This is a genomic window from Sorangium sp. So ce385, assembly GCF_051474135.1.
In the GTDB taxonomy this organism is placed as follows: Bacteria; Myxococcota_A; Polyangia; order Polyangiales; family Polyangiaceae; genus Sorangium; species Sorangium cellulosum_D.
Genome location: NZ_CP150337.1, coordinates 576147 through 595924, shown reverse-complemented (window position 1 = coordinate 595924; position 19778 = coordinate 576147). Strand labels below are relative to the sequence as shown.

Below are 19778 nucleotides of genomic sequence, written 5' to 3'. Positions count from 1 at the left end.
AGCGGTCAAGGCTCTTTCTTGGCGACGCGGGCGGAGCTGCGCCCGCGGCGGCGCGACCGGGAGGCTCCACGATGAGCCCTGGCGTTCGCCGCGCGTTCGCTCTAGCTTCGCGCGCCCGCCGGCCCCGGCGCGACCGCCGGCGCACGACACGAGGAGAGAACCCCCATGCGCGTCTACATCATCGGCGCGGGCCCGGGCGATCCCGGGCTCATCACGGTCCGCGGCGCCGAGCTCGTCGCCCGCTGCCCGGTCGTCATGTACACGGGCTCCCTCGTCCCGCGGGAGATCGTGGCGTCCGCGCGGCCGGACGCCCGGGTCATCGACTCGTCCGGCATGACCCTCGACCAGATCGTGGAGGTCTTCGTCGAGGCCAGGGACGCGGGGCACGACGTGGCGCGCGTGCACACGGGCGATCCGGTCCTGTTCGGGTCGACGGCCGAGCAGATGCGCCGGATGGAAGCGCTCGGGATCCCCTACGAGATCGTCCCCGGCGTCTCGTCGTTCACCGCGGCCGCCGCGGCGCTCGGGCGCGAGCTCACGCTGCCCGAGCTCTCGCAGACCGTGATCCTGACCCGCGCCGAGGGGCGCACGCCGGTGCCGCCCGCCGAGCGGCTCGAGGAGCTCGCGCGCCACCAGGCGACGCTCTGCCTGTTCCTCAGCATCACCCTGCTCAAGGACGTGACCGCGGCGCTCATCCCGTCCTACGGCGCTGATTGCCCGGTCGCCGTTGTGCACAAGGCGAGCTGCCCCGATCAGAAGATCGTGACGGGCACGCTCGCCGACATCCGGGAGAAGGTGCGGGCCGAGGGGATCAAGAGCCAGTCGATGATCCTCGTGGGCCGGGTGCTCACGTCCACGGATTTCGCCGACTCGCGGCTCTACGATCCGGAGTTCAGCCACCGCTTCCGCAAGGCGGAGAAGCCGCGCGCTCCCCGTCCGGCGGAGGAGGGCTCGTGAGCGCGGAGCAAGGGGCCGGGGCGGGCGCGGCGGCGGCGGGGCGACGAGGGCTCGTCATCGTCTATACCGGCCACGGCAAGGGCAAGACGACCGCCGCGCTCGGGATGGTGTTCCGCGCGCTCGGCCGGGGCATGCGCGTCGCCGTCGTGCAGTTCATCAAGGGGAAATGGAAGACGGGAGAGCGCCTGTTCGCCGAGACGCTCCCCGGGCTCACCTTCCTCGTGATGGGGCGCGGCTTCACCTGGGAGAGCGACGACCTCTCGCGCGACAAGGCGGCGGCGCGCGCGGCCTTCCAGGAGGCGGCGGCGCTCATCGGGGGCGGCGAGCAGGACATCGTCGTGCTCGACGAGATCACGTACGCGCTGCACTACGGCTTCATCACGGAGGACGAGCTCCTCGCGGCGCTGCGCGCGAGGCCCCCGCACGTGCACGTCGTGATCACCGGCAGGAACGCCCCCGACGCGCTCGTCGCGCTCGCCGATCTGGTGACCGAGATGCGGTCCGTGAAGCACCCGTTCGAGCAGGGGATGAAGGCCCAGATCGGAGTCGATTTCTGATGTCCCCGGCCATCCCCCGGCTCGTCATCGCCGGCACGGCGAGCGGCGTCGGGAAGACGACCGCGACCGTGGCGATCGCGCGCGCGCTCCGCGCCCGCGGCCTCCGGGTCGCCCTGTTCAAGTGCGGGCCCGACTACCTCGATCCGACGTACCACGGCCGCGCCGTGGCCGGGACGTCGCACAACCTCGACGGCTGGATGATGGGCCGGGACGCGGTCCTGTCGACGTTCGCGGCGGAGGCCGCGGGCGCCGACGTCGCGCTGATCGAGGGGGTGATGGGGCTGTTCGACGGGGCGAGCCCGACCGGGGAGGTGGGCTCGACGGCCGAGATCGCGAAGTGGCTCGAGGCGCCGGTCGCGCTCGTGGTCGACGCGTCCGGGATGGCCCGCAGCGTCGCGGCCTTGGTGCAGGGCTTCGCGGGCTTCGATCCGGCGCTCCGCGTGGCGGCGGTCGTGTGCAACCAGGTCGGCAGCCGGGGGCACCTCGACATCCTTCGACAGGCGCAGCGCTCGCCGCCGGTGATCGGCGGCCTGCCGCGGGACGAGGCGCAGCGCTTCCCCGAGCGCCACCTCGGCCTGCGGACGGCCGACGAGGCGGCGATCCCCGAGGAGCGCTTCGACCACTGGGGCGCGCAGGCCGAGGCGTGGATCGGGCTCGACGCGCTGCTGGAGATCGCGCGGAGGTCGCCGGCCTTGCCGGCGGCCTCCGACGCGAAAGAGGCGCCGGCCTTGCCGGCGGCCTCCGACGCGAAAGAGGCGCCGGCCTTGCCGGCGGCCTCGGAGGCAGCGACGTCGCCGGGCACATCCGACGCGGCGACGTCGCCGGCCGGCGCGTCCGCCGCCGGGGATGCGCCGCGCCGGGCGCGCATCGGCGTGGCGTTCGACGAGGCGTTCCACTTCTACTACGCGGACAACCTGCGCCGCCTGGAGGCGGCGGGGGCGGAGCTCGTGCGGTTCTCGCCGATCCGCGACGCGCGCTTGCCCGACGTCGACGCGCTCTACCTCGGCGGCGGCTACCCCGAGGTGCACGCGGAGCGCCTGACCGAGAACGCCGCCCTGCGCGCCGAGATCCGCGCGTTCGCCGGCCGCGGGGGCCCGATCTACGCCGAGTGCGGCGGGCTCATGTACCTGACCGAGGCGATCCGCACGCTGGACGGGCGCGCGCACCCCATGGTCGGGCTCGTGCCGGCCGAGGCCGTGATGTGCGAGAAGCTGCAGGCGCTCGGCTACGTCGAGGTCGAGACGCAGGCGCGCACGATCCTCGGCGGCCCGGGGCTGCGCTTCCGCGGGCACCAGTTCCGCTACTCCGAGCTCCGCCCCGCGGCGCCCGCGCCCTCGCCCGCCGCGCAGGCGCCCTCGCCCGACGCGCAGGCGCCCTCGCCCGACGCGCCGGCGCCCTCGCCCGCCGCGCAGGCGCCCTTGCCGATCGAGCACGCCTACTCCGTGCGGCGCCGGCGCGGCGGCCAGGTCGCGCGCGAGGGGTACCGGGCGCAGGGGGTCCTCGCCTCCTACGTGCACGCGCACTGGGCCTCGAACCCGCTCATCCCCGAGGGGCTCGTGGCGAGCGCCGCCGCGCACCGCGAGGAGCGGGCGCGATGACCGGACACGGCGCGGCGCCGCGGCGGGTCGCCCTCGTCGGCGGCGGCGTGCGCTCTGGCAAGAGCGCGTTCGCGCTGGCGCTCGGGCGCTCGCTCGGGGAGCGCCGCGCCTTCGTCGCGACCGCCGAGCCGTTCGACGACGAGATGCGCGCGCGCATCGACGCCCACGCCCGCGAGCGCGGCGACGCGTTCGTCACCGTCGAGGAGCCCGTCGCGCTCCCGGAGCGCATCGCCTCGCTCACCGGCGTCGACGTGATCGTCGTCGACTGCCTCACCCTCTGGCTGTCGAACCTGCTGCTCCGCGATGAGACCGAGGGCCGCGCGCCCGAGCGGATCGAGGCGCGCATCGAGGCGCTCGCGGCCGCCATCGAGTCGGCGGCGCCCCACGTCGTCCTCGTCTCGAACGAGGTGGGCATGGGCGTGGTCCCCGAGAGCCGGCTCGGCCGGGTCTTCCGCGACCTCGCCGGCCGCGCGCACCAGCGGCTCGGCCGCTCGGCGAGCGAGCTCTACGTGGCCGTGATGGGCGCGATCCTGCGCCTGCGCCCCGGGCCGGTCGCACTCGTCGGCGGCGAGGACAGGCGATGACGGCCGCCGCGGCGCTGCTCCTCGCGGTCGCGCTCGACCTCGCCTGCGGCGAGCCGCCCGCCGCCGTCCACCCGGTCGTGTGGATGGGCTCCGCCATCAACGCCCTGAAGCGCCGCGCGCCGCGGGGCGGCCGCGCGGCCGAGCTCCTCTTCGGCGCGCTCATGGCCCTCGCCGTGCCCTGCCTCTTCGCGGCGCTGGGCGCCTTCGCCGCCGCGCTGATCGCCCCGCACCCGGTCGTCGGCGTCGCTTTGTCAGGGCTCCTCCTGAAGCCCACCTTCGCCCTCCGCGCGCTCCGCGACGCGGCCTTCGGCGTGCGCGACGCCCTCGCGGCCGGCGACGTCCCCGCGGCGCGCGGCGCCCTGCGCAGCCTCTGCAGCCGCGACCCGTCGGAGCTCGACGAGCCCGCGCTGGTCGCCGCGTCGGTCGAGTCGGTCGCGGAGAACGCGTCGGACAGCTTCGTCGCGCCGCTCTTCTATTTCGCCCTCTTCGGGCTGCCGGGCGCGCTCTTCTACCGCGCCGTGAACACCCTCGACGCGATGATCGGCTACCACGGCCGCTACGAGTACCTCGGCAAGGCGTCGGCGCGGCTCGACGACGCGCTGAACTTCGTGCCGGCGCGGCTCACCGCGCTCCTGCTCCTCGCGGCCGGCTGGCTCCGCGGCGCCGACGCGCGCCGCGGCCTCGCGGTGCTCCGGCGCGACGGCGGCCGCACCGAGAGCCCGAACGCCGGCCGGCCGATGGCGGCGATGGCGGGGCTGCTCCGGGTCGAGCTCGAGAAGCGCGGGCATTACCGGCTCGGCGACGCGATCGAGCCGCTCCGGCGGGAGCTCATCGACGAGGCCTGCCGGATCGTGGTGCTCGCGGCGCTCCTCTTCGCCGGGCTCGCGGCGGCCGCGCTCGGGGCGACCTCCCTCGGACAGGAGCTTTGGCGATGACAGCGCTCACGGTGATGGTGCAGGGCACCGCGTCCTCGGTCGGCAAGAGCCTGCTGTGCACGGCGCTCTGCCGGATGTTCCAGCGGCGGGGGCTCCGGGTCGCGCCGTTCAAGTCGCAGAACATGGCGCTGAACTCGTTCGCGACGGTGGACGGCGGCGAGATCGGCCGGGCGCAGGCGGTGCAGGCCGAGGCGGCGCGCGTGCCGCCGACGGTCGACATGAACCCGGTGCTGCTCAAGCCGGAGGGGGACTCGCGCTCGCAGGTGGTCGTCCTCGGCAAGCCGATCGGGAGCCTGCACGCGCGCGACTACTTCGCGTACCGGGGGGAGCTCAAGGAGATCATCGCCCGGTCGCTCGGGCGGCTCCGGGAGGCGCACGACGTCGTGGTGATCGAGGGGGCGGGCAGCCCGGCGGAGATCAACCTGAAGGACCGCGACATCGTGAACATGCACGTCGCGCGCGTCGCCGACGCGCCGGTGCTCCTCGCGGGCGACATCGATCGCGGCGGGGTGTTCGCGGCGCTGGTCGGGACGATGGCGCTGCTCGAGCCCGACGAGCGGGCGCGCGTCGCGGCGTTCGTGATCAACAAGTTCCGCGGCGACATCAAGCTGCTCGAGCCGGGGCTCGAGATGCTCACGGCGCGGACGGGCGTCCCGGTGCTCGGCGTCGTGCCGTACCTGAAGCAGCTGCGGATCGCGGACGAGGACTCGGTGGCGCTGGAGGGCCGTCGGCGGCGGGCGCCGGCGGGCCCGGGGGAGCTCGACATCGCGGTGGTCCGGCTGCCGCGGATCTCGAACTACGACGACGTGGAGCCGCTGGAGCACGAGCGGGGCGTGGTGGTGCGGTTCATCGAGCGGCCGGACGAGATCGGCGGGGCGGATCTCGTGGTGCTCCCCGGGACGAAGAGCACGATGGCGGATCTCGCGTGGCTGCGCGAGCGCGGCCTGGCCGAGGCGGTGGCGGCGCGCGCCCAGCGGGGCGGGTGGACGCTCGGGATCTGCGGCGGCTGCCAGATGCTCGGCGGGGCGATCGAGGATCCGGAGGGCGTCGAGTCGGCCGAGCCGTCGGCGCGCGGGCTGGGGCTGCTCGACGTGTGGACGCGGTTCGAGCGGACCAAGACGACGGCGCAGGTGCGGGCGCGGATCGCGGGGAGGTCGTTCCTCGGCGCGGGGAGCGCTGGGGAGGGAGAGGGCGGAGACGGGGCGAGCGGAGAGGGAGCGAGCGGGGGGGCGGGAGAGCTGACCGGCTACGAGATCCACATGGGCCAGGTGGAGCGGCTGGGCGGCGCACGCGCGGCGTTCGCGATCCGGTCGAGGAGCGGCCGGGCCGAGGCGGCGCTCGACGGGGCCGTGTCGGCGGACGGCGCGGTGGTGGGCACGATGATCCACGGGCTGTTCGAGAACGACGGGCTCCGGCGGTCGCTCCTCGCGGCCTTGCGCGCGCGGCGGGGGCTCCCTGCGCCCGCGGGGGAGGCGGCGATCCCGAGCCGCCACGAGGAGTACGACCGGCTCGCCACGGCGGTCGAGGCGAGCCTCGATCGGGGGCTGCTCGACCGGATCGTGGGGCTGGATCGGCGCTGAGCGGCGGTGGTGCGGAGCTCCGGTTCTCGGGGAAGGCGGAGGACCTGGGCGCTCGCCGCCGCTACCAGCTCGCCGTGTAGCAGGCGCCGCTGCCGTCGGCCGCGTCGTTCGCCCCGTCGCCGTCGACGCCCGTGGCGCTGCTGTCCTCCGAGGCCGCGGCCACGAGGAGCGTCGTGCCGGACAGGGCGAGGCGCGCCCCGAAGGCGTCCGACGCCCCGGTGTTCGACGCCTTGATGTACGCGTCCTGAGACCACACGCCGCCTCCGCGCTCGAACAGGTACGCGGCCCCGCTCCCGGGAGCGCCGTTGTCCGACTCGAGCCAGCCCCACGCCGCGGAGCTGCTGTCCTCGCCTGGCGCGCCCACGGCGAGGAAATCGTTGTCGATCGAGACCGAGGCGCCGAACGCGTCGCCGCTCTCCGCGTTGGAGGCCTTGAGATAGGTGTGCTGCGACCAGCTCGTCCCGCTGCGCGTGAACACGTAGACGGCGCCGCTCCCGGGCGCGCTGTCGTCGGCCTGCGCGCCGTTCGCGCCCGTCGCGGCGCTCGCCTCGCCGGTCGCGCCCACCGCGAGGGCGTGCGCGGAGATCGCGACGCTCGCGCCGAACGCGTCGCCCGCGCCGGTGTTCGACGCCTTCAGGTACGCCTGCTGGCTCCACGTCGTCCCGGCGCGCGCGAACACGTAGACGGCGCCGCTCCCGGGAGCCGCGTTGTCCGTCTGCACGCCGTTCACGCCCGTCGCGGCGCTCGCCTCGCCGGTCGCGCCCACCGCGATCGTGTCCCCGGAGATCGCGACGCTGGTGCCGAACGCGTCGCCGGCCCCGGTGTTCGACGCCTTCAGGTACGCCTGCTGGGCCCAGGTCGCCCCGGCGCGCGTGAACACGTAGGCAGCCCCGGTCTGCGATACCACGGCGCCCCCCTGTCCGCCGTTCACGCCGGTGGAGCCGCTATCCTCGCCCGGCGCGCCCACCACCAGGGTGTCTCCCGCGAGCGCCACCGCGTGGCCGAACTGATCCTGCGCATCCGTGTTGGAGGCCTTGAGATAAGCCTCCTGAGACCACGTCCCTCCGCTGCGCCGGAAGACGTACACGGCACCGGAGCCCGGCGCACCGTTGTTCGCCTGATTGCCGTTCACGCCGGTGGCGCTGCTGTCCTCGCCCCGCGCGGAGACCGCCAGGGTGTCGCCGGACAGGGACAGGCTGTACCCGAAGTCGTCGTTCACGTCGGCGGTGCTCGGCTTCAGGTACGCCTGCTGGACCCAGGAGCCGCCGTCCCGCACGAACACGTACACGGCGCCGGAGCTCTTCGTATTGTCGTTCTGGTCTCCGTCGACCCCGGTCGCGGCGCTGTCCTCCCCGAGCGCGGACACGGCGAGCGTGTTGCCGTCGAGCGCGACCGCGAAGCCGAACTGGTCTCCCGCGTCGGTGTTGGACGCCTTGAGGTACGCCGAGGCGACCCCGCCGCGGAGCACCACCACCCCGTAGCTCGTCACGTCCCCGCTCGGCGCGGTCACCTCGATGGTGATCGCCGTGCTGCCGCCCTCGATCAGCGGGATGGGCGGCGAGGCGCTCCCGGAGGCGACGGCGGTCCCATTGACCGCGATCGTGGCCCCCTCGGCCGACGCCGTGGGCGTCACCTCGATCGAGGCGATTTGATCCTCGACGGACACGACATAGAGCTTCGACCCCGGATCGAAGGCCGGGCTCAGCGCTCCGCTGGAGACCGCGAGCCCGGACAGGCTCGCGTCCGCGCTCGCGCAGGCCCCCGCGACGCACGCCTCGCCCGCGCTGCACGTCACGCCCGCGCTGGCCCCCGCGCAGTCGCCGGCGGCGCCGCAGTAGGTCTCATCGGTCGACGGGTCGACGCAGGCCCCGCCGCACGCGACGAGCGGCGGCGCGCACGAGGCCTCGCACGCGCCGTGGGTGCAGATCTCGCCCGCGCCGCAGATCGCGCCCGCGTCGCTCCCGGCGCAATCGCCGCTCGCGCCGCAGTGGTCGCGGTCCGTGTCCGGGTCGATGCACCTCCCGTCGCACGCCACGAGCCCGCTCTGGCACGACAGCTCGCACCGCCCCGCGCCGTTGCAGATCTCCCCGGCCGCGCACGGGACCCCCGCGTCGCTCCCCGTGCAATCACCGCTCGCCCCGCAGTGGTCGCGGTCCGTGTCCGGGTCGACGCACGTCCCGTCGCACGCCACGAGCCCGCTCTGGCACGACAGCTCGCACCGCCCCGCGCCGTTGCAGATCTCCCCGTCAGCGCACGCCTCCCCCGCGTCGCTTCCGCGGCAATCGCCGCTCGCCCCGCAGTGGTCGCGGTCCGTGTCCGGGTCGATGCACCTCCCGCCGCACGCCACGAGCCCGCTCTGGCACGACAGCTCGCACCGCCCCGCGCCATTGCAAATCTCCCCGTCAGCGCACGCCAACCCCGCGTCGCTCCCGGTGCAATCGCCGCTCGCCCCGCAGTGGTCGCGGTCCGTATCCGGGTCGATGCACGTCCCGCCGCACGCCACGAGCCCGCTCTGGCACGACAGCTCGCACCGCCCCGCGCCATTGCAAATCTCCCCGTCAGCGCACGCCAACCCCGCGTCGCTCCCGGTGCAATCACCGCTCGCCCCGCAGTGGTCGCGGTCCGTGTCCGGGTCGATGCACGTCCCGTCGCACGCCACGAGCCCGCTCTGGCACGACAGCTCGCACCGCCCCGCGCCATTGCAAATCTCCCCGTCAGCGCACGCCACCCCCGCGTCGCTCCCGCGGCAATCGCCGCTCGCCCCGCAATGGTCGCGGTCCGTATCCGGGTCGATGCACGTCCCACCGCACGCCACGAGCCCGCTCTGGCACGACAGCTCGCACCGCCCCGCGCCGCTACAGATCTCCCCATCGGCGCACGCCACCCCCGCGTCGCTCCCGGTGCAATCGCCGCTCGCCCCGCAGTGGTCGCGGTCCGTGTCCGGGTCGATGCACGTCCCGTCGCACGCCAGAAGCCCGCTTTGACACGACAGCTCGCACCGCCCCGCGCCGCTACAGATCTCCCCGGCCGCGCACGTCACGCCCGCGTCGCTCCCGGTGCAGTCGCCGCTCGCCCCGCAGTGATCGCGGTCCGTGTCCGGATCGATGCACGTCCCGTCGCACGCCACGAGCCCGCTCTGGCACGACACCGCGCACTCCCCCGCCCCATCGCAGAGCTGCCCCTCCTCACAGGAGACGTCGCACGCCCCGCAGTGGGCCGCGTCGGTGGCGAGGTCGACGCACACATCGCCGCACAATGTCTGCCCCGTCCCGCACAGGGGTGCTCCGCCGCTGGGTTCCCCGGGGGAGTCGCTCGAGCAAGCTGCGAGGAAGAAGGTGAGACCGAGGAGGAAGAAGATCCGCACGTGGGGCATGGTCAACCTCGATGGGGAGGCACGGCTCCGCCGGTCGAACCAAGGTCGGAACGGACGATTTCGCTGGACGAGGACCCGTGATTCGACGTGATGCCTGGCTGGTGCGCTCCGTCGCCGGATCGAACGCGGTATGAGGCGGCGCAGCGCCGCGCGCGCTCGGAGAGGGAGCGAGCGTCGAGACTAGACGATTCACGCCCGGCGGGGTCAACAGGAACGACGCGCCTCGTCCCGGCGCGACCTGCCCGCTCCCGCCGCCGCGTCGCGCGCGGCCGGGTCTTGCCACGGCGCGGGCGCGGCGTCGCGCCGTGGGCCGCGGCGCGGCCGGTGCCCACGCCGGGCGCATCCGGGGCCACCGACGCCAACGGTGTCAACGGTGCACGCGGCGAAGCAAACGAACGCGGCGGACGGCATTCCGTCGGCGCGGCCGGCGATCGCCGCTCGGGCCCGCCGCGCCCCGGCGCGGCATAGGAGCTCCCGGGCAGCCCCGCGGGGCTCAGCAGCCGACAGCATGGAATAAAATCGCGGCGCCCCCGATGCCGGGGATTCGTGGACGACACACCCTGTCGCCATGATTCGACTCGGCTATGTCTGTCAGTCGCTCGGAATGCCGGAGCCCTCGCTGAAGACCGCCCAGCTCGGGCGCTACCTGAAGGGCCTGGTCGATCTCACGCCGATCTACGGGTACAACGCCGAGTACGTCCGGCGGTCCATCGCGCACTCGGCCGGCCTCGGCTTCACGGCGCACCGCATCTCCAGCGACCTCTTCCCGCTGCTCGACATCGCGCCGGGGGCGCGCATGCTGGTGCCGGATCTGCGATCCGCCCGCCGCGCAGCGGAGCGGGGCGGCGTGCACCTGTCGAATCATCCGAGCCAGTTCGTGGTGCTCTCCTCACCGCACGAGGAGGTCCTGCTGAACTCGCTCGCCGTCATGAACGACCAGGGCTGGGTGATGGATCTGCTCGGCGCGCAGGGCTCGATCACCCTGCACGGCGGCGGCGTCCACGGCGATCGCGACCGCACCGCCGCCCGGCTGCGGGCGGGCATCGCCCGGCTCGCGCCGCCGGCGCTCGCGCGGCTCGCGCTCGAGAACGACGAGCGCTGCTGGACGGTGCCCGAGCTGCTCGAGGCCACCGGGGGCGAGGTGCCCATCGTGTTCGACAACCTGCACTGGGCCGCGAACCCGCGGAGCGCGCCCCTCGAGGTGGAGCTCGAGCGCGCCCTCCGCAGCTGGCCGGCCGATCGGCTGCCCGAGCTCCATTACAGCGAGCAGTGCAAGGGGAAGCCGGCCGGGGCGCACGCCGAGCACATCACCGGGCGCGGGCTGCTCCGCTATTGCGAGGAGGTCGCGGCGGCGTCGGGCGGCCGCGAGGTGGCGATCCTCGTGGAGGCGAAGCAAAAGGATCTCGCCGTGCTCCGCGCCCTCGGGGAGCTGACGAGGCGGCAGCGGGCGCGGCTCGAGATGCTCGTCCCGGGGCTCTCCGTCGCGCAGCCGCTGCACGCGTGCTCTGCGTGAGCGGAGCACGGCGGCGGCCGCGCCGGCATTTCATGGAGTGAAGTAGCAGACCTCGAGCCAGGGGCGATCCTCGATCCGGGGGTGCTCGCTCGAGCGATACGACGTCTGCCGCGCCGGGTCGCCCTCGAGGAGGAGCCCGTGGTTCGGGAGCGCGCCGCCGACCCAGGCCTGCACGAGCTCGGTCACGTCGAGCGCCACGGCGTCGTGGGAGACCTCGGAGAGCGACGCCGCGGCGGCCTCCTCGTAGCTCGCCGCGAAGCTCCGCCACGTGACCGACTGCTCCTGCCACGGCGCCGTGATCCGGTGCGCACGGAGGGTCTGACCGCTCGACCCGTAGACGCGCGCGCCGAGCCGGGCCGACGTGACGGTGGCGTGCGCCGGGATCGCGTCGAGCGCGAACCGGAACAGCGCCTGTTTCCGGGAGCCGCCATAGAGGCCCGAGAAGGCGTATGTGCTGCCGCCCTCGTTCCTGTCGGGGTGCGCGGCCAAGATCGTCGCGTCGGCGACGTCGCCGGAAGCGCCCCGCTGCACCGTGGTGCAGGTCACCTCGCACGTGCCCTCCTCCGCGCACGACGGGCTGCCGTCGCCGGACGCGAAGCCGAGCAGGAAGGTGTTGGGGCCGCCGGTCGTCTCGCCTCCCGGCACGCTCGGCTGGGCGAGCGCGTACGCCTCCGCGCCCGCCGCGGAGAGCGCGTCGAGGGCTTCCGCCTCGGTGCCCGCCGCGCCGTAGAACAGCCGGAATACCCGGGTGTCGCCGGGATCGAGCGCGCCGAAATCGAAGTCGAAGACCGCGCCCAGGTCCGCGGGGCCCGCGTCGGTCACCGGGCTCCGCTCGTGGCTCGCCGAGAGGAGCGCGTCCGCTGGCGAGAACACGGCGTCCGCGTGGAAGAGCGCAGAGGACGTCCCGGGGTCGAGGGTGACGAACTCCGAGGGTGACCCGGACGCCGGCTGGACGTACCAGTCGACGGTCCGCCGATACCGGAGCGATACCGGGCTCGCGCTGATGTTCCCCACGGTGACGAGCACCTCGTAGAGGGCGGGCGTGCGGCTGGACGGGCGGTAGTCGTGCGTGACCAGGAACGTCGAGCCGAGGCGCACGGTCGACACCGCGGTGAGCGCGGTGGCCTCGAAGCCCTCGGGGAACGCGGAGCTCCACCAAAGCCAGCCGTCGATCATGGTCCCGAGCTCCAAGAACGGATCGCTGCCGCGGGTGTAGCCGAGCGGCGAGCCGTCGGCGTCGGCGATGGCCCAGTTGTCGACGTGGAACGTGGAGTCCCAGCTCCATGCATCCCCGAGCCCCTCGTTCCCCGTGGGGAGGTATCGGATACCGAGCTGCAGGGGCGGGTCCGAGCCGAGATCCCCCTGATGGCCGAGGTTGCCCGCGCAGGTGACGCCCAGCTGAACGACGCCGTTGCCGATGACGGCGCTGCAGGTTCGATCGCAACCATCGCCGAGCCCGTCTTGGTCCAGGTCGCGCTGATCGGTGTTCGCCACATCGACGCAGTTGTCCACGGGATCGCAGACCGCGTCGCCGTCCACGTCGCCGAGCTCGGCCAGATAGCAAAGGTCGCACGCGTCGCCGGGCAGGCTGCCATCGGAGTTCGCCTGGTCGGGGTTCGCGACGGACGGGCAGTTGTCGCACGCGTTCGCGAGGCCATCGCCGTCGCTGTCGGCCTGATCCGGATTCGGGTTGTAGGGGCAGTTGTCGTTCGCGTCGCACAGCCCGTCGCGATCCCAGTCGTCGACCCCCGCGCCGGCGCAGGGATCGCAGGCATCGCCGAGGCCGTCGCCGTCGGCGTCCTCCTGCCCGGGGTTCGGCGAATAGGCGCAGTTGTCGACGTCGTCGCAGCGCTCGTCGGCGTCGTAGTCCGACCGCCCGGCCAGCCAGCACGCGTCGCAGGCGTCGCCGGGCCCGATCGCGTCGGAGTTGAGCTGGCCGGGGTTCGCCACGGCCGGGCAGTTGTCGCAGCCGTCGCCGAGGCCATCGCCGTCAGCGTCCTCCTGCCCGGGGTTCGGCGAATAGGCGCAGTTGTCGGCGTCATCGCAGAGGCCGTCGCCGTCGCTGTCCGCTCCGCCGTACCCGAGGCAGCTGTCGCACGCGTCGCCGATCCCGTCGCCGTCCGCGTCCTCCTGCCCCGGGTTGGCGGACATGGGGCAGTTGTCCAGCGTGTCGCAGACCGCGCCGCGGTCGGGATCCGACGTATGCCAGCAGGGGTCGCAGGCATCGCCGAGCCCGTCCAGGTTGGCGTCCCGCTGGTCCGGGTTCGGCGCGCTCGGACAGTTGTCGCACGCGTCGCCGTGGCCGTCTCCTTCGGCGTCCTCCTGCCCTGGGTTAGCGACGTATTCGCAGTTATCCGATGTGTCGCAGGCCCCGTCGGCGTCGCTGTCCCAGGCGCCCGCGCCGGCGCAGGAGTCGCACGCGTCGCCGTGGCCGTCTCCGTCGGCGTCTTCCTGACCCGGGTTTTCGATGGAAAAGCAGTTATCGGCGGCGTCGCAGATCCCGTCGACGTCGAAGTCCCAGATGCCCACGCCAGCGCAGGTCTCGCACGCATCGCCGACCCCGTCGCCGTCCGCGTCCTCCTGCCCCGGGTTGGCGTCCTCATCGCAATTGTCCGCGTCGGCGCAGACGCCGTCATGATCGTAGTCCGAGGTCGTCGCGGCGCAGGAGCCCGCCTGGCACACGTCTCCTTGGCTGCAAGGGTCACCGTCGTCGCAGGCCGCGCCGCCGGGGGCCAGCGCGTCGACGCACTGGCCGGAAGCCGGATCGCAGACGCTCACATGACACACCCCCGCCGCGGCGCAGGTGACCGGCGCCGACCCGACGCACGCGCCTGCCTGGCAGGCGTCGGTCCGCGTGCACGCGTCGCCGTCGTCGCAGGGCGCGTCATCCCCCACCGGCGTCCCGACGCAAGCGCCTGCCTGGCAGGTGTCTCCGCCCGTGCAGGCGCTGCCGTCGTCGCAGCTCGGCCCGGTGAGCGGCGAGCAGACGCCGTCCGCCTCCCCGCCGGCCGCCGCCGAGCAGGCCTCGCACGCCCCGTCGCAGCGAGCGTCGCAGCAGACGCCGTCCACACAGAAGCCGCTCCCGCAATCGAACGCCGAGCTGCACGAGGCGCCGGGGGCGACTCTCCTCGTGAGCAGCTCCGCGCTGCCGGTCGCGGACTCGGTGAAAAAGATCATCCCGGACAGGTAGGAGGACCGGGCCGCAAAGTAGCCGCCCGCGATGAGGACCCTGCCGTCGAGGAGCGCCGTCGCCGTGTGATGGCTGCGCCCGAGGCGCAGCGACGGCCCCAGGCTCCACCCGCCCGTCGCCGGGTCGTAGAGCGAGGAGCGCGCGTGCAGGAGAAAGGAGGGCTGCTGGGGCGTCCATTCGTACCAGGAGTCGCATTGGAGCCAGTCGTCGTACGGGCATTTCGCGTACGTGGTCTCTTCCCCGCCCGAGATGAGGACCCTGCCGTCGGGGAGCGACGCGGCGCGCTGCCCGGTGAGGCCCGCGCTGAAGGAGGACGCGTCGTCGATCGGGCCCGTCAGCCCCGGGGCCGCGCTCCAGGAGCCCGTCGCGGGGTCGTAGATCTCGGCCTGCGCCGACGCGATGCTGCCCGTGCCGCCGGTCACGAGGACCTTGCCGCTCGGGAGCAGCGCGCCGGTGACCGCGTAACTGCGCGAAGCGAGCATGTTCCCGGTGGGCGACCAGGTGTCGCTCGCAGGATCGTAGATCTCGCCCCTTCTCGCGCTCCCGGCCACGAGGACCCTGCCGTCCAGGAGCGTCACGGCGGTGTGGCCGCGGCGCTGGTACAGCATCGAGGCAGCGGGGCTCCACGCGTCGGTCGCCGGATCGTAGATCACGCAGCTGGCCGCGCTCGAGAACGTCGGTGTGCGTCCCCCCGTGACGAGGACCCTGCCGTCGGCGAGCAGCGTGGCCGCGTGCTCCACGCTGGGGGTCGACATGGGCGCCGCGGCCGTCCAGGCGTTCAGCGCTGGTCGATAGATCTCCGCGGTCGCGAGGATACCGCTCGGCTGCCCGCTGAAGCCGGGGACGAACGCCTCCCCGCCGAGGACGAGCACCGGCCCGCCGGCGAGCAGCGTCGCCGAATGGCCGGTGCGCGGCGAGCCCATCGAGGCAGCGGGGGTCCAGAGGTCCGTCGCCGGGTCGAAGAGATCCGCGCTCGCGTGCAGGCGGGTCCCGTCATCGTGATTGTCCGTCTGGCCGCCCGCGACGAGGACCCTGCCGTCGAGGAGCCGCGTCGCCGTGTGGCGCGCGCGCGCGACGCTCATCGAGACCGCGCCCAGCGGCAGCTCTGCCTCCTGCGTGTCCTCGGGAGCGCCGCGCGCCGGGTCTCCTCCAGCGCAGCCGGCGGCGAGGAACGTCAGGGTCGCCAGCAACGGCGCGAGGCAGGTAGGGCGCTCGTCCCACGAGCGCAGGAAGGGGCTGCGTTGCCCTGTCAACGCTCGCGACGCGGTCGAACGCGGTGAATGGCGGCTCATCCTCACACCTCCAGGTTCCGAGGAACTCGCGGATGTCCATGGCGCACGACGGCCCGGTCCCCTCCGCGATGCGCGCCATGGACCTCCGCTTTCGGTGCAGCCACCCCGCTCCGCATTCATCCGCCGTCGACCTGGAGTGCCGGCGACGAGGCCCGGGGGGAGCCGCGCCGCCCTCGCCGCCCGCCTCGCTCCGCGTTCATCGCATTCGGCCCGGAGCGCCGCGGCTCACTGCTTCGTGAGCCGCATGTAGCTCTTCGCCCCCTCCGGAGCGTCGCCTTCCTCCCCGGCCTGGACGGCCATCGTGAGCGAGGATCCCTCCACGCAGAACGGCACCTCCTGCGCCGCCTCGCCGTCGGCCTGGACCGTCAAGCTCGAGCCGGAGGCCGACCAGGTGCCCGCTCCCGTCGTGGTGGTCCCCTCGAGGACCAGGGTGCACGCGCAGTTCGCGCCCGCGGCCGCGCACGACGCCGACGCGAACGGCGCGGCGCCTTGCGCCAGGAGCTCCTGCATGGTCGCGTCGAGCTGCGCGCACGTGAGCGTGACGCCCTCCATGGTCAGGCACGACGGCGGGTACACGATCTTCATCGGCCCTTCCATCGTGGATGTCGTGACATAGGTGCTGTCGGGCTTGAACTCGGCCGTTCCGACCATCTCGACGCCGCTGATATCGATCGTCGCGTTGCAGCTCTCGGTGAGCTCCGCGAACATCGAGGGGTCGAGGCACGTCTCCTCGATGGTCCACGATCCGGTCGGATCCCCGCCGCACGCCGCGAACGCTCCGCAGGCGGCGCCCCCGCCATCGCTGTCGCCGTCGTCGTCGCCGCACGCGGACAGCGAGAGCAGGGATGCCACGAGCAGGATTGAGCACGTAGGAAAACGGGATTTCATGAGTTCCTCCAGGAAGTGTCATCAAGAGAGCCCCAGGCCCCGCCGCGCGCGGCGCGGCGGCTGTCATGACCTGGAGAGCCGTGCCTCCGAATCGCGCCGTCACGGCGGCGCGCTTCCGGGCAACGAGGATCGAGGCTCGTCCTCTGTACGCATCCGGAGGGCGGTCCCCTTCCCACCTTGCACGTCGTCCCGCGAGGCCGGTCGCCCGAGCGGGCGTCATCGCTCATCCCGCGCCCCCCTTCCAGACACGCACCCGGCGACCGCGCGGCAGGCAAGGCGCTCCCCCCTCGACGTTCTGCCTTCACCCGGGCGCCGTTTCGCTCCATCGTGCTCGCGAGGATGAACCGGATTCCGACGATCCACGCCCGCCGACCACGGCGGTCTCCCTGCGCGATCGCCGCGCTCCCGGCGCTGCTCGCCCTGCTTTCGGGCTGCGAGGACCCGCAGCCCCCGCCGGCCGGCGGCCCCGGCGACGGCGGGCCCGCCGCCGCGCAGCCGACGCCGGACGCGGCGCCGCCGGCCTCGGTCGCCGCGCCCGCGCCGGCGGCGAGCGCCTCCTCGTTCGCCGCCGCGTCCGCGCACCCGGCCGTGCCCACGGCCGTGCCCGCCGCGTCGAGCGACGTCGTCGCGGGCGCCTCGCAGCGGTACGACGCCGGCCCCTCGGTGATCGCGTCGGACAGCATCGACGGCGCCGCCCTCCGGAAGCGGCATGTCGAGCGCCTCAAGGCCGACGGCTCGCCCGTCACCGTGCTCCGCGGCCAGGGTCCCCTCGAGCTCGGCAAGCGCATCTGCGAGGCGGTCGTGCCCCGCCGGCCCGCGGCGACTCCCGTGCTCCTCAAGCCCAACATTTGCGGTTTCGACAGCGTGAAGGACCCGGCGAAATCGAAGGGCGACGACGGCGTGACCGGCCGCATCACCCAGCCCGAGTTCGTCCGCGGCGTCGTCCAGTGCCTCAAGGCCCGCGGGCACACGAAGATCACGATCGCCGAGGGGTGCGGCCACTCGCACAAGTTCTGGAAGGATCTCGTCCAGCGGACCGGCTACGAGGCGATGGCCGCGGAGGAGGGCGCCGCGCTCGTCGCCATGGACGACGACGGGGTCTTCGACGTCGCCGGCGACAGGCCCGGAAAGCCCCTCGCGATCCGCGGCATCGAGGCGAGCCACGTCCCGACGCTGCTCATGCCCAAGGTGCTTGCCGAGCACCTCGATCGCGGGCTGTTCCTGTCGCTCCCGCGGCTCAAGATGCACCGGTATTCGGTCATCTCGGCCGGCATCAAGGGCATGCAGGGCACGGTCATGCTGTCGGACAGCGCGCCGGCCTACAAGCAGAAGTGGCGGATGCACCGCGAGCTCAAGCCCTACCTGGACACCAAGGCCGCCGGCCAGGAGGACCGCGCGCTCTACCTGTCGTCGCTCCGCGCCTTCGCCGAGCGGATGGTCGACGTGCTCGAGATCTCGACCCCGGACGCCGTGCTCGGCGACGGCGCGCCGGCGATGGGCGGCGACGGCTTCCAGGTCCTGCGCCCCACCGCCGAGATGGTGGCGGTCGGCGGCACGAACCCGGTGCGGGTCGACCGGGTGGTGGCCGAGCTCCTCGGCGTGTGGAACAGCCCGGCGCTCGCGCGCGAGCTCGGCGGCCACCGGACATCGCCGCTCATCGACGCGGCGGCGAAGCGCTTCGGGCTCGATCTCAAGACGACAACGATCGCGGGGGACGGCGCTGACCTCCTGAAGGCCCCGAGGCCGGTCCACTACAAGGCGATGGCGCCCTTCCGGCTCGACTGGGAGCCCGGGCAAGCGCCCTTGCCGGGCGGCGGGCCCGCCAGGGGGTCGGAGCCCGCGCCGCCGGCCCCGCAAGCGGCGCCCGCGGGCGCGCGGGACGGCGGGGCGGCCGCGGGCCCGGCGAAGCCGGAGGCGCGCGCGGCTCGGCTGAAGCCCGGAGAGCAGGTCGCGCTCGACGGGAAGGCGGACGACCCGGCCTGGGGCCGCGCGACGGCCGTCGCGTGGGACACCGATTACGCCGGCGAGCGCACCGGGTTCCCCACGCGGGCGCGCTTCCTCTGGTCCGAGGCGGGGCTCCACGCCCTCTTCGAGCTCTCGAACACAGGGCTCAACACGGATCGATCGAAGCCGGTCGGCGAGGAGCGGAAGGGGCTTTACAGGGAAGACTGCATCGAGCTGTTCCTGACGCCGGATCCGGGCGCGCCGAGGCGGTATTTCGAGGTGGAGATCGGGCCGTTCGGTCACTTCTTCGATATCGCCGTCGACCGCGGCGCGCGCCTGGAAGACACGGCGTGGTCGAGCGGCGCGAAGATCGCGGCCCGCCAGAGCGCGGAGGAGCGCACGGCGGTCATCGAGGCGCTGCTCGCGGCGCCGGAGATCGTGAAGGCGCTCGCCCCGAACGCGCGGCTGCCCATGAACCTCTACCGGATGGAGGGCAAGGACCCGCGGCGCTACCTCGCGTGGAGCCCGCCCCGCACGAGCAAGCCGAACTTCCATGTCCCCGAGGCGTTCGGCGTGCTCGTGCTCGATCCCTGACCCGACCGCCGAGCGACGGGTCGCCGGGCGGCTGCCGCGGCGCCGCCGGGCCTGCCGGGCGAAGCGCGCTTGCGGCCCGCGCGGGCTGCGCCATCGTGCTCCCGCGCATGCCGATCATCACGGGGATCGTCCCCTCGCCGGACAAGCCAGGCCACGTCGTCATCCTCGTCGACGGGGTCGCCTTCGCCACCGTCCCCGAGGCGAGCGCCGCGGGCCTCGCGCCCGGGCAGGACAGCCCCGCCGCCGCGGCGGAGCCGCCCCGGAAGGACGCCGCGGGCGAGCAGAAGACCTACGAGCGGGCGCTGCGGCTCCTGTCGTTCCGGGCGCGGTCGGCCAGGGAGCTGGAGAAGCGCCTGATCGAGAAGGGCGAGCCCCGGGAGCACGTGGCGACCGCGATCGCGCGGCTCTCGGCGAACGGGCTCCTCGACGACGCGCGCTTCGCCGAGGCGAAGGCCCGCTCCGGCATCGTGGGCAAGCCGCGCTCGCGCCGCAGGATCGAGCAGGACCTGGCCCGCAAGGGCGTCGCGCGCGACGTGGCCGAGGCGGCGATCCGCCGGGTGATGGCCGACGAGGGGACCGATGAGCTCGCCGTCGCCGAGCGGGCAGCGCGCAAGAAGCTTCGCTCCCTCTCTCGCCTCGATCCGGTGGAACAGCGGCAGAAGCTCTACGCGTTCCTGGCGCGGCAAGGCTACGCGCCCGACGTCGTGCGCCGGGCGCTCCGCGCGGTGCTCCACGCGCCGCCGCCCGAGGGCGAGGACGCGTAGCGCGGTTGC

The 19778-nt window shown here is 73.8% G+C and carries 12 protein-coding genes; 9 read left to right on the top strand and 3 right to left on the bottom strand.

The window, feature by feature from the left end:
• The first annotated feature begins 165 nt into the window (after positions 1–165).
• The 6 genes from cobM to WME83_RS02255 are packed head-to-tail and all read left to right on the top strand — an operon-like array spanning position 166 to position 6211.
• On the top strand, positions 166–957 hold the full coding sequence (gene cobM / locus WME83_RS02280) for a precorrin-4 C(11)-methyltransferase (protein WP_437317621.1): 792 nt from the start codon (positions 166–168) through the stop codon (positions 955–957).
• Positions 954–1514 carry a cob(I)yrinic acid a,c-diamide adenosyltransferase gene (cobO, locus tag WME83_RS02275; RefSeq protein WP_437317620.1) on the top strand — a complete coding sequence of 187 codons (561 nt, stop codon included), beginning with the start codon at positions 954–956 and terminating at the stop codon, positions 1512–1514. The genes cobM and cobO overlap by 4 nt, the downstream gene beginning before the upstream one ends.
• The gene (locus WME83_RS02270; RefSeq protein WP_437317619.1) at positions 1514–3112 is read left to right on the top strand and encodes a cobyrinate a,c-diamide synthase; all 1599 of its coding nucleotides are present in this window, start codon (positions 1514–1516) and stop codon (positions 3110–3112) included. The genes cobO and WME83_RS02270 overlap by 1 nt, the downstream gene beginning before the upstream one ends.
• Positions 3109–3696 carry a bifunctional adenosylcobinamide kinase/adenosylcobinamide-phosphate guanylyltransferase gene (gene cobU / locus WME83_RS02265; RefSeq protein WP_437317618.1) on the top strand — a complete coding sequence of 196 codons (588 nt, stop codon included), beginning with the start codon at positions 3109–3111 and terminating at the stop codon, positions 3694–3696. Before WME83_RS02270 ends, cobU begins: the two co-directional genes overlap by 4 nt.
• On the top strand, positions 3693–4631 hold the full coding sequence (cbiB, locus tag WME83_RS02260; protein ID WP_437317617.1) for an adenosylcobinamide-phosphate synthase CbiB: 939 nt from the start codon (positions 3693–3695) through the stop codon (positions 4629–4631). Before cobU ends, cbiB begins: the two co-directional genes overlap by 4 nt.
• Entirely contained in the window at positions 4628–6211 is a 1584-nt protein-coding gene (locus tag WME83_RS02255) for a cobyric acid synthase (RefSeq protein ID WP_437317616.1), read from the top strand. The genes cbiB and WME83_RS02255 overlap by 4 nt, the downstream gene beginning before the upstream one ends.
• 61 nt (positions 6212–6272) lie before the next feature.
• On the opposite strand, the gene WME83_RS02250 is transcribed toward WME83_RS02255, so the two are convergent.
• Positions 6273–9584: a cadherin-like beta sandwich domain-containing protein gene (locus WME83_RS02250; RefSeq protein ID WP_437317615.1), complete on the bottom strand. Its 3312-nt coding sequence runs from the start codon at positions 9582–9584 to the stop codon at positions 6273–6275.
• A gap of 568 nt (positions 9585–10152) precedes the next feature.
• Between WME83_RS02250 and WME83_RS02245 the strand changes: the two genes are divergently transcribed.
• The gene (locus tag WME83_RS02245) at positions 10153–11097 is read left to right on the top strand and encodes a hypothetical protein (protein WP_437317614.1); all 945 of its coding nucleotides are present in this window, start codon (positions 10153–10155) and stop codon (positions 11095–11097) included.
• Between the two features lie 30 nt (positions 11098–11127).
• On the opposite strand, the gene WME83_RS02240 is transcribed toward WME83_RS02245, so the two are convergent.
• Together WME83_RS02240 and WME83_RS02235 are read right to left on the bottom strand one after the other, a co-directional pair.
• Positions 11128–15540, bottom strand: coding sequence for a thrombospondin type 3 repeat-containing protein (locus tag WME83_RS02240; RefSeq protein WP_437317613.1), 4413 nt, complete (start codon positions 15538–15540; stop codon positions 11128–11130).
• A gap of 264 nt (positions 15541–15804) precedes the next feature.
• Positions 15805–16467: a hypothetical protein gene (locus WME83_RS02235; RefSeq protein WP_437317612.1), complete on the bottom strand. Its 663-nt coding sequence runs from the start codon at positions 16465–16467 to the stop codon at positions 15805–15807.
• 339 nt (positions 16468–16806) lie between these two features.
• Here WME83_RS02235 and WME83_RS02230 point away from each other — a divergent pair, with 339 nt between their 5' ends.
• Together WME83_RS02230 and WME83_RS02225 are read left to right on the top strand one after the other, a co-directional pair.
• Positions 16807–19005 carry a DUF362 domain-containing protein gene (locus WME83_RS02230; RefSeq protein WP_437317611.1) on the top strand — a complete coding sequence of 733 codons (2199 nt, stop codon included), beginning with the start codon at positions 16807–16809 and terminating at the stop codon, positions 19003–19005.
• A gap of 107 nt (positions 19006–19112) precedes the next feature.
• The gene (locus WME83_RS02225; protein ID WP_437317610.1) at positions 19113–19769 is read left to right on the top strand and encodes a regulatory protein RecX; all 657 of its coding nucleotides are present in this window, start codon (positions 19113–19115) and stop codon (positions 19767–19769) included.
• Positions 19770–19778 lie beyond the last annotated feature (9 nt).

What these genes read in the sequence shown, in the direction of transcription:
- cobM (WP_437317621.1), top strand. Translation starts at nt 166, where the DNA reads ATGCGCGTCTACATCATCGGCGCGGGCCCGGGCGATCCCGGGCTCATC.
- WME83_RS02270 (WP_437317619.1), top strand. Translation starts at nt 1,514, where the DNA reads ATGTCCCCGGCCATCCCCCGGCTCGTCATCGCCGGCACGGCGAGCGGC.
- cobU (WP_437317618.1), top strand. Translation starts at nt 3,109, where the DNA reads ATGACCGGACACGGCGCGGCGCCGCGGCGGGTCGCCCTCGTCGGCGGC.
- cbiB (WP_437317617.1), top strand. Translation starts at nt 3,693, where the DNA reads ATGACGGCCGCCGCGGCGCTGCTCCTCGCGGTCGCGCTCGACCTCGCC.
- WME83_RS02255 (WP_437317616.1), top strand. Translation starts at nt 4,628, where the DNA reads ATGACAGCGCTCACGGTGATGGTGCAGGGCACCGCGTCCTCGGTCGGC.
- WME83_RS02250 (WP_437317615.1), bottom strand. Translation starts at nt 9,584, where the DNA reads ATGCCCCACGTGCGGATCTTCTTCCTCCTCGGTCTCACCTTCTTCCTC.
- WME83_RS02245 (WP_437317614.1), top strand. Translation starts at nt 10,153, where the DNA reads ATGATTCGACTCGGCTATGTCTGTCAGTCGCTCGGAATGCCGGAGCCC.
- WME83_RS02235 (WP_437317612.1), bottom strand. Translation starts at nt 16,467, where the DNA reads ATGAAATCCCGTTTTCCTACGTGCTCAATCCTGCTCGTGGCATCCCTG.
- WME83_RS02230 (WP_437317611.1), top strand. Translation starts at nt 16,807, where the DNA reads ATGAACCGGATTCCGACGATCCACGCCCGCCGACCACGGCGGTCTCCC.
- WME83_RS02225 (WP_437317610.1), top strand. Translation starts at nt 19,113, where the DNA reads ATGCCGATCATCACGGGGATCGTCCCCTCGCCGGACAAGCCAGGCCAC.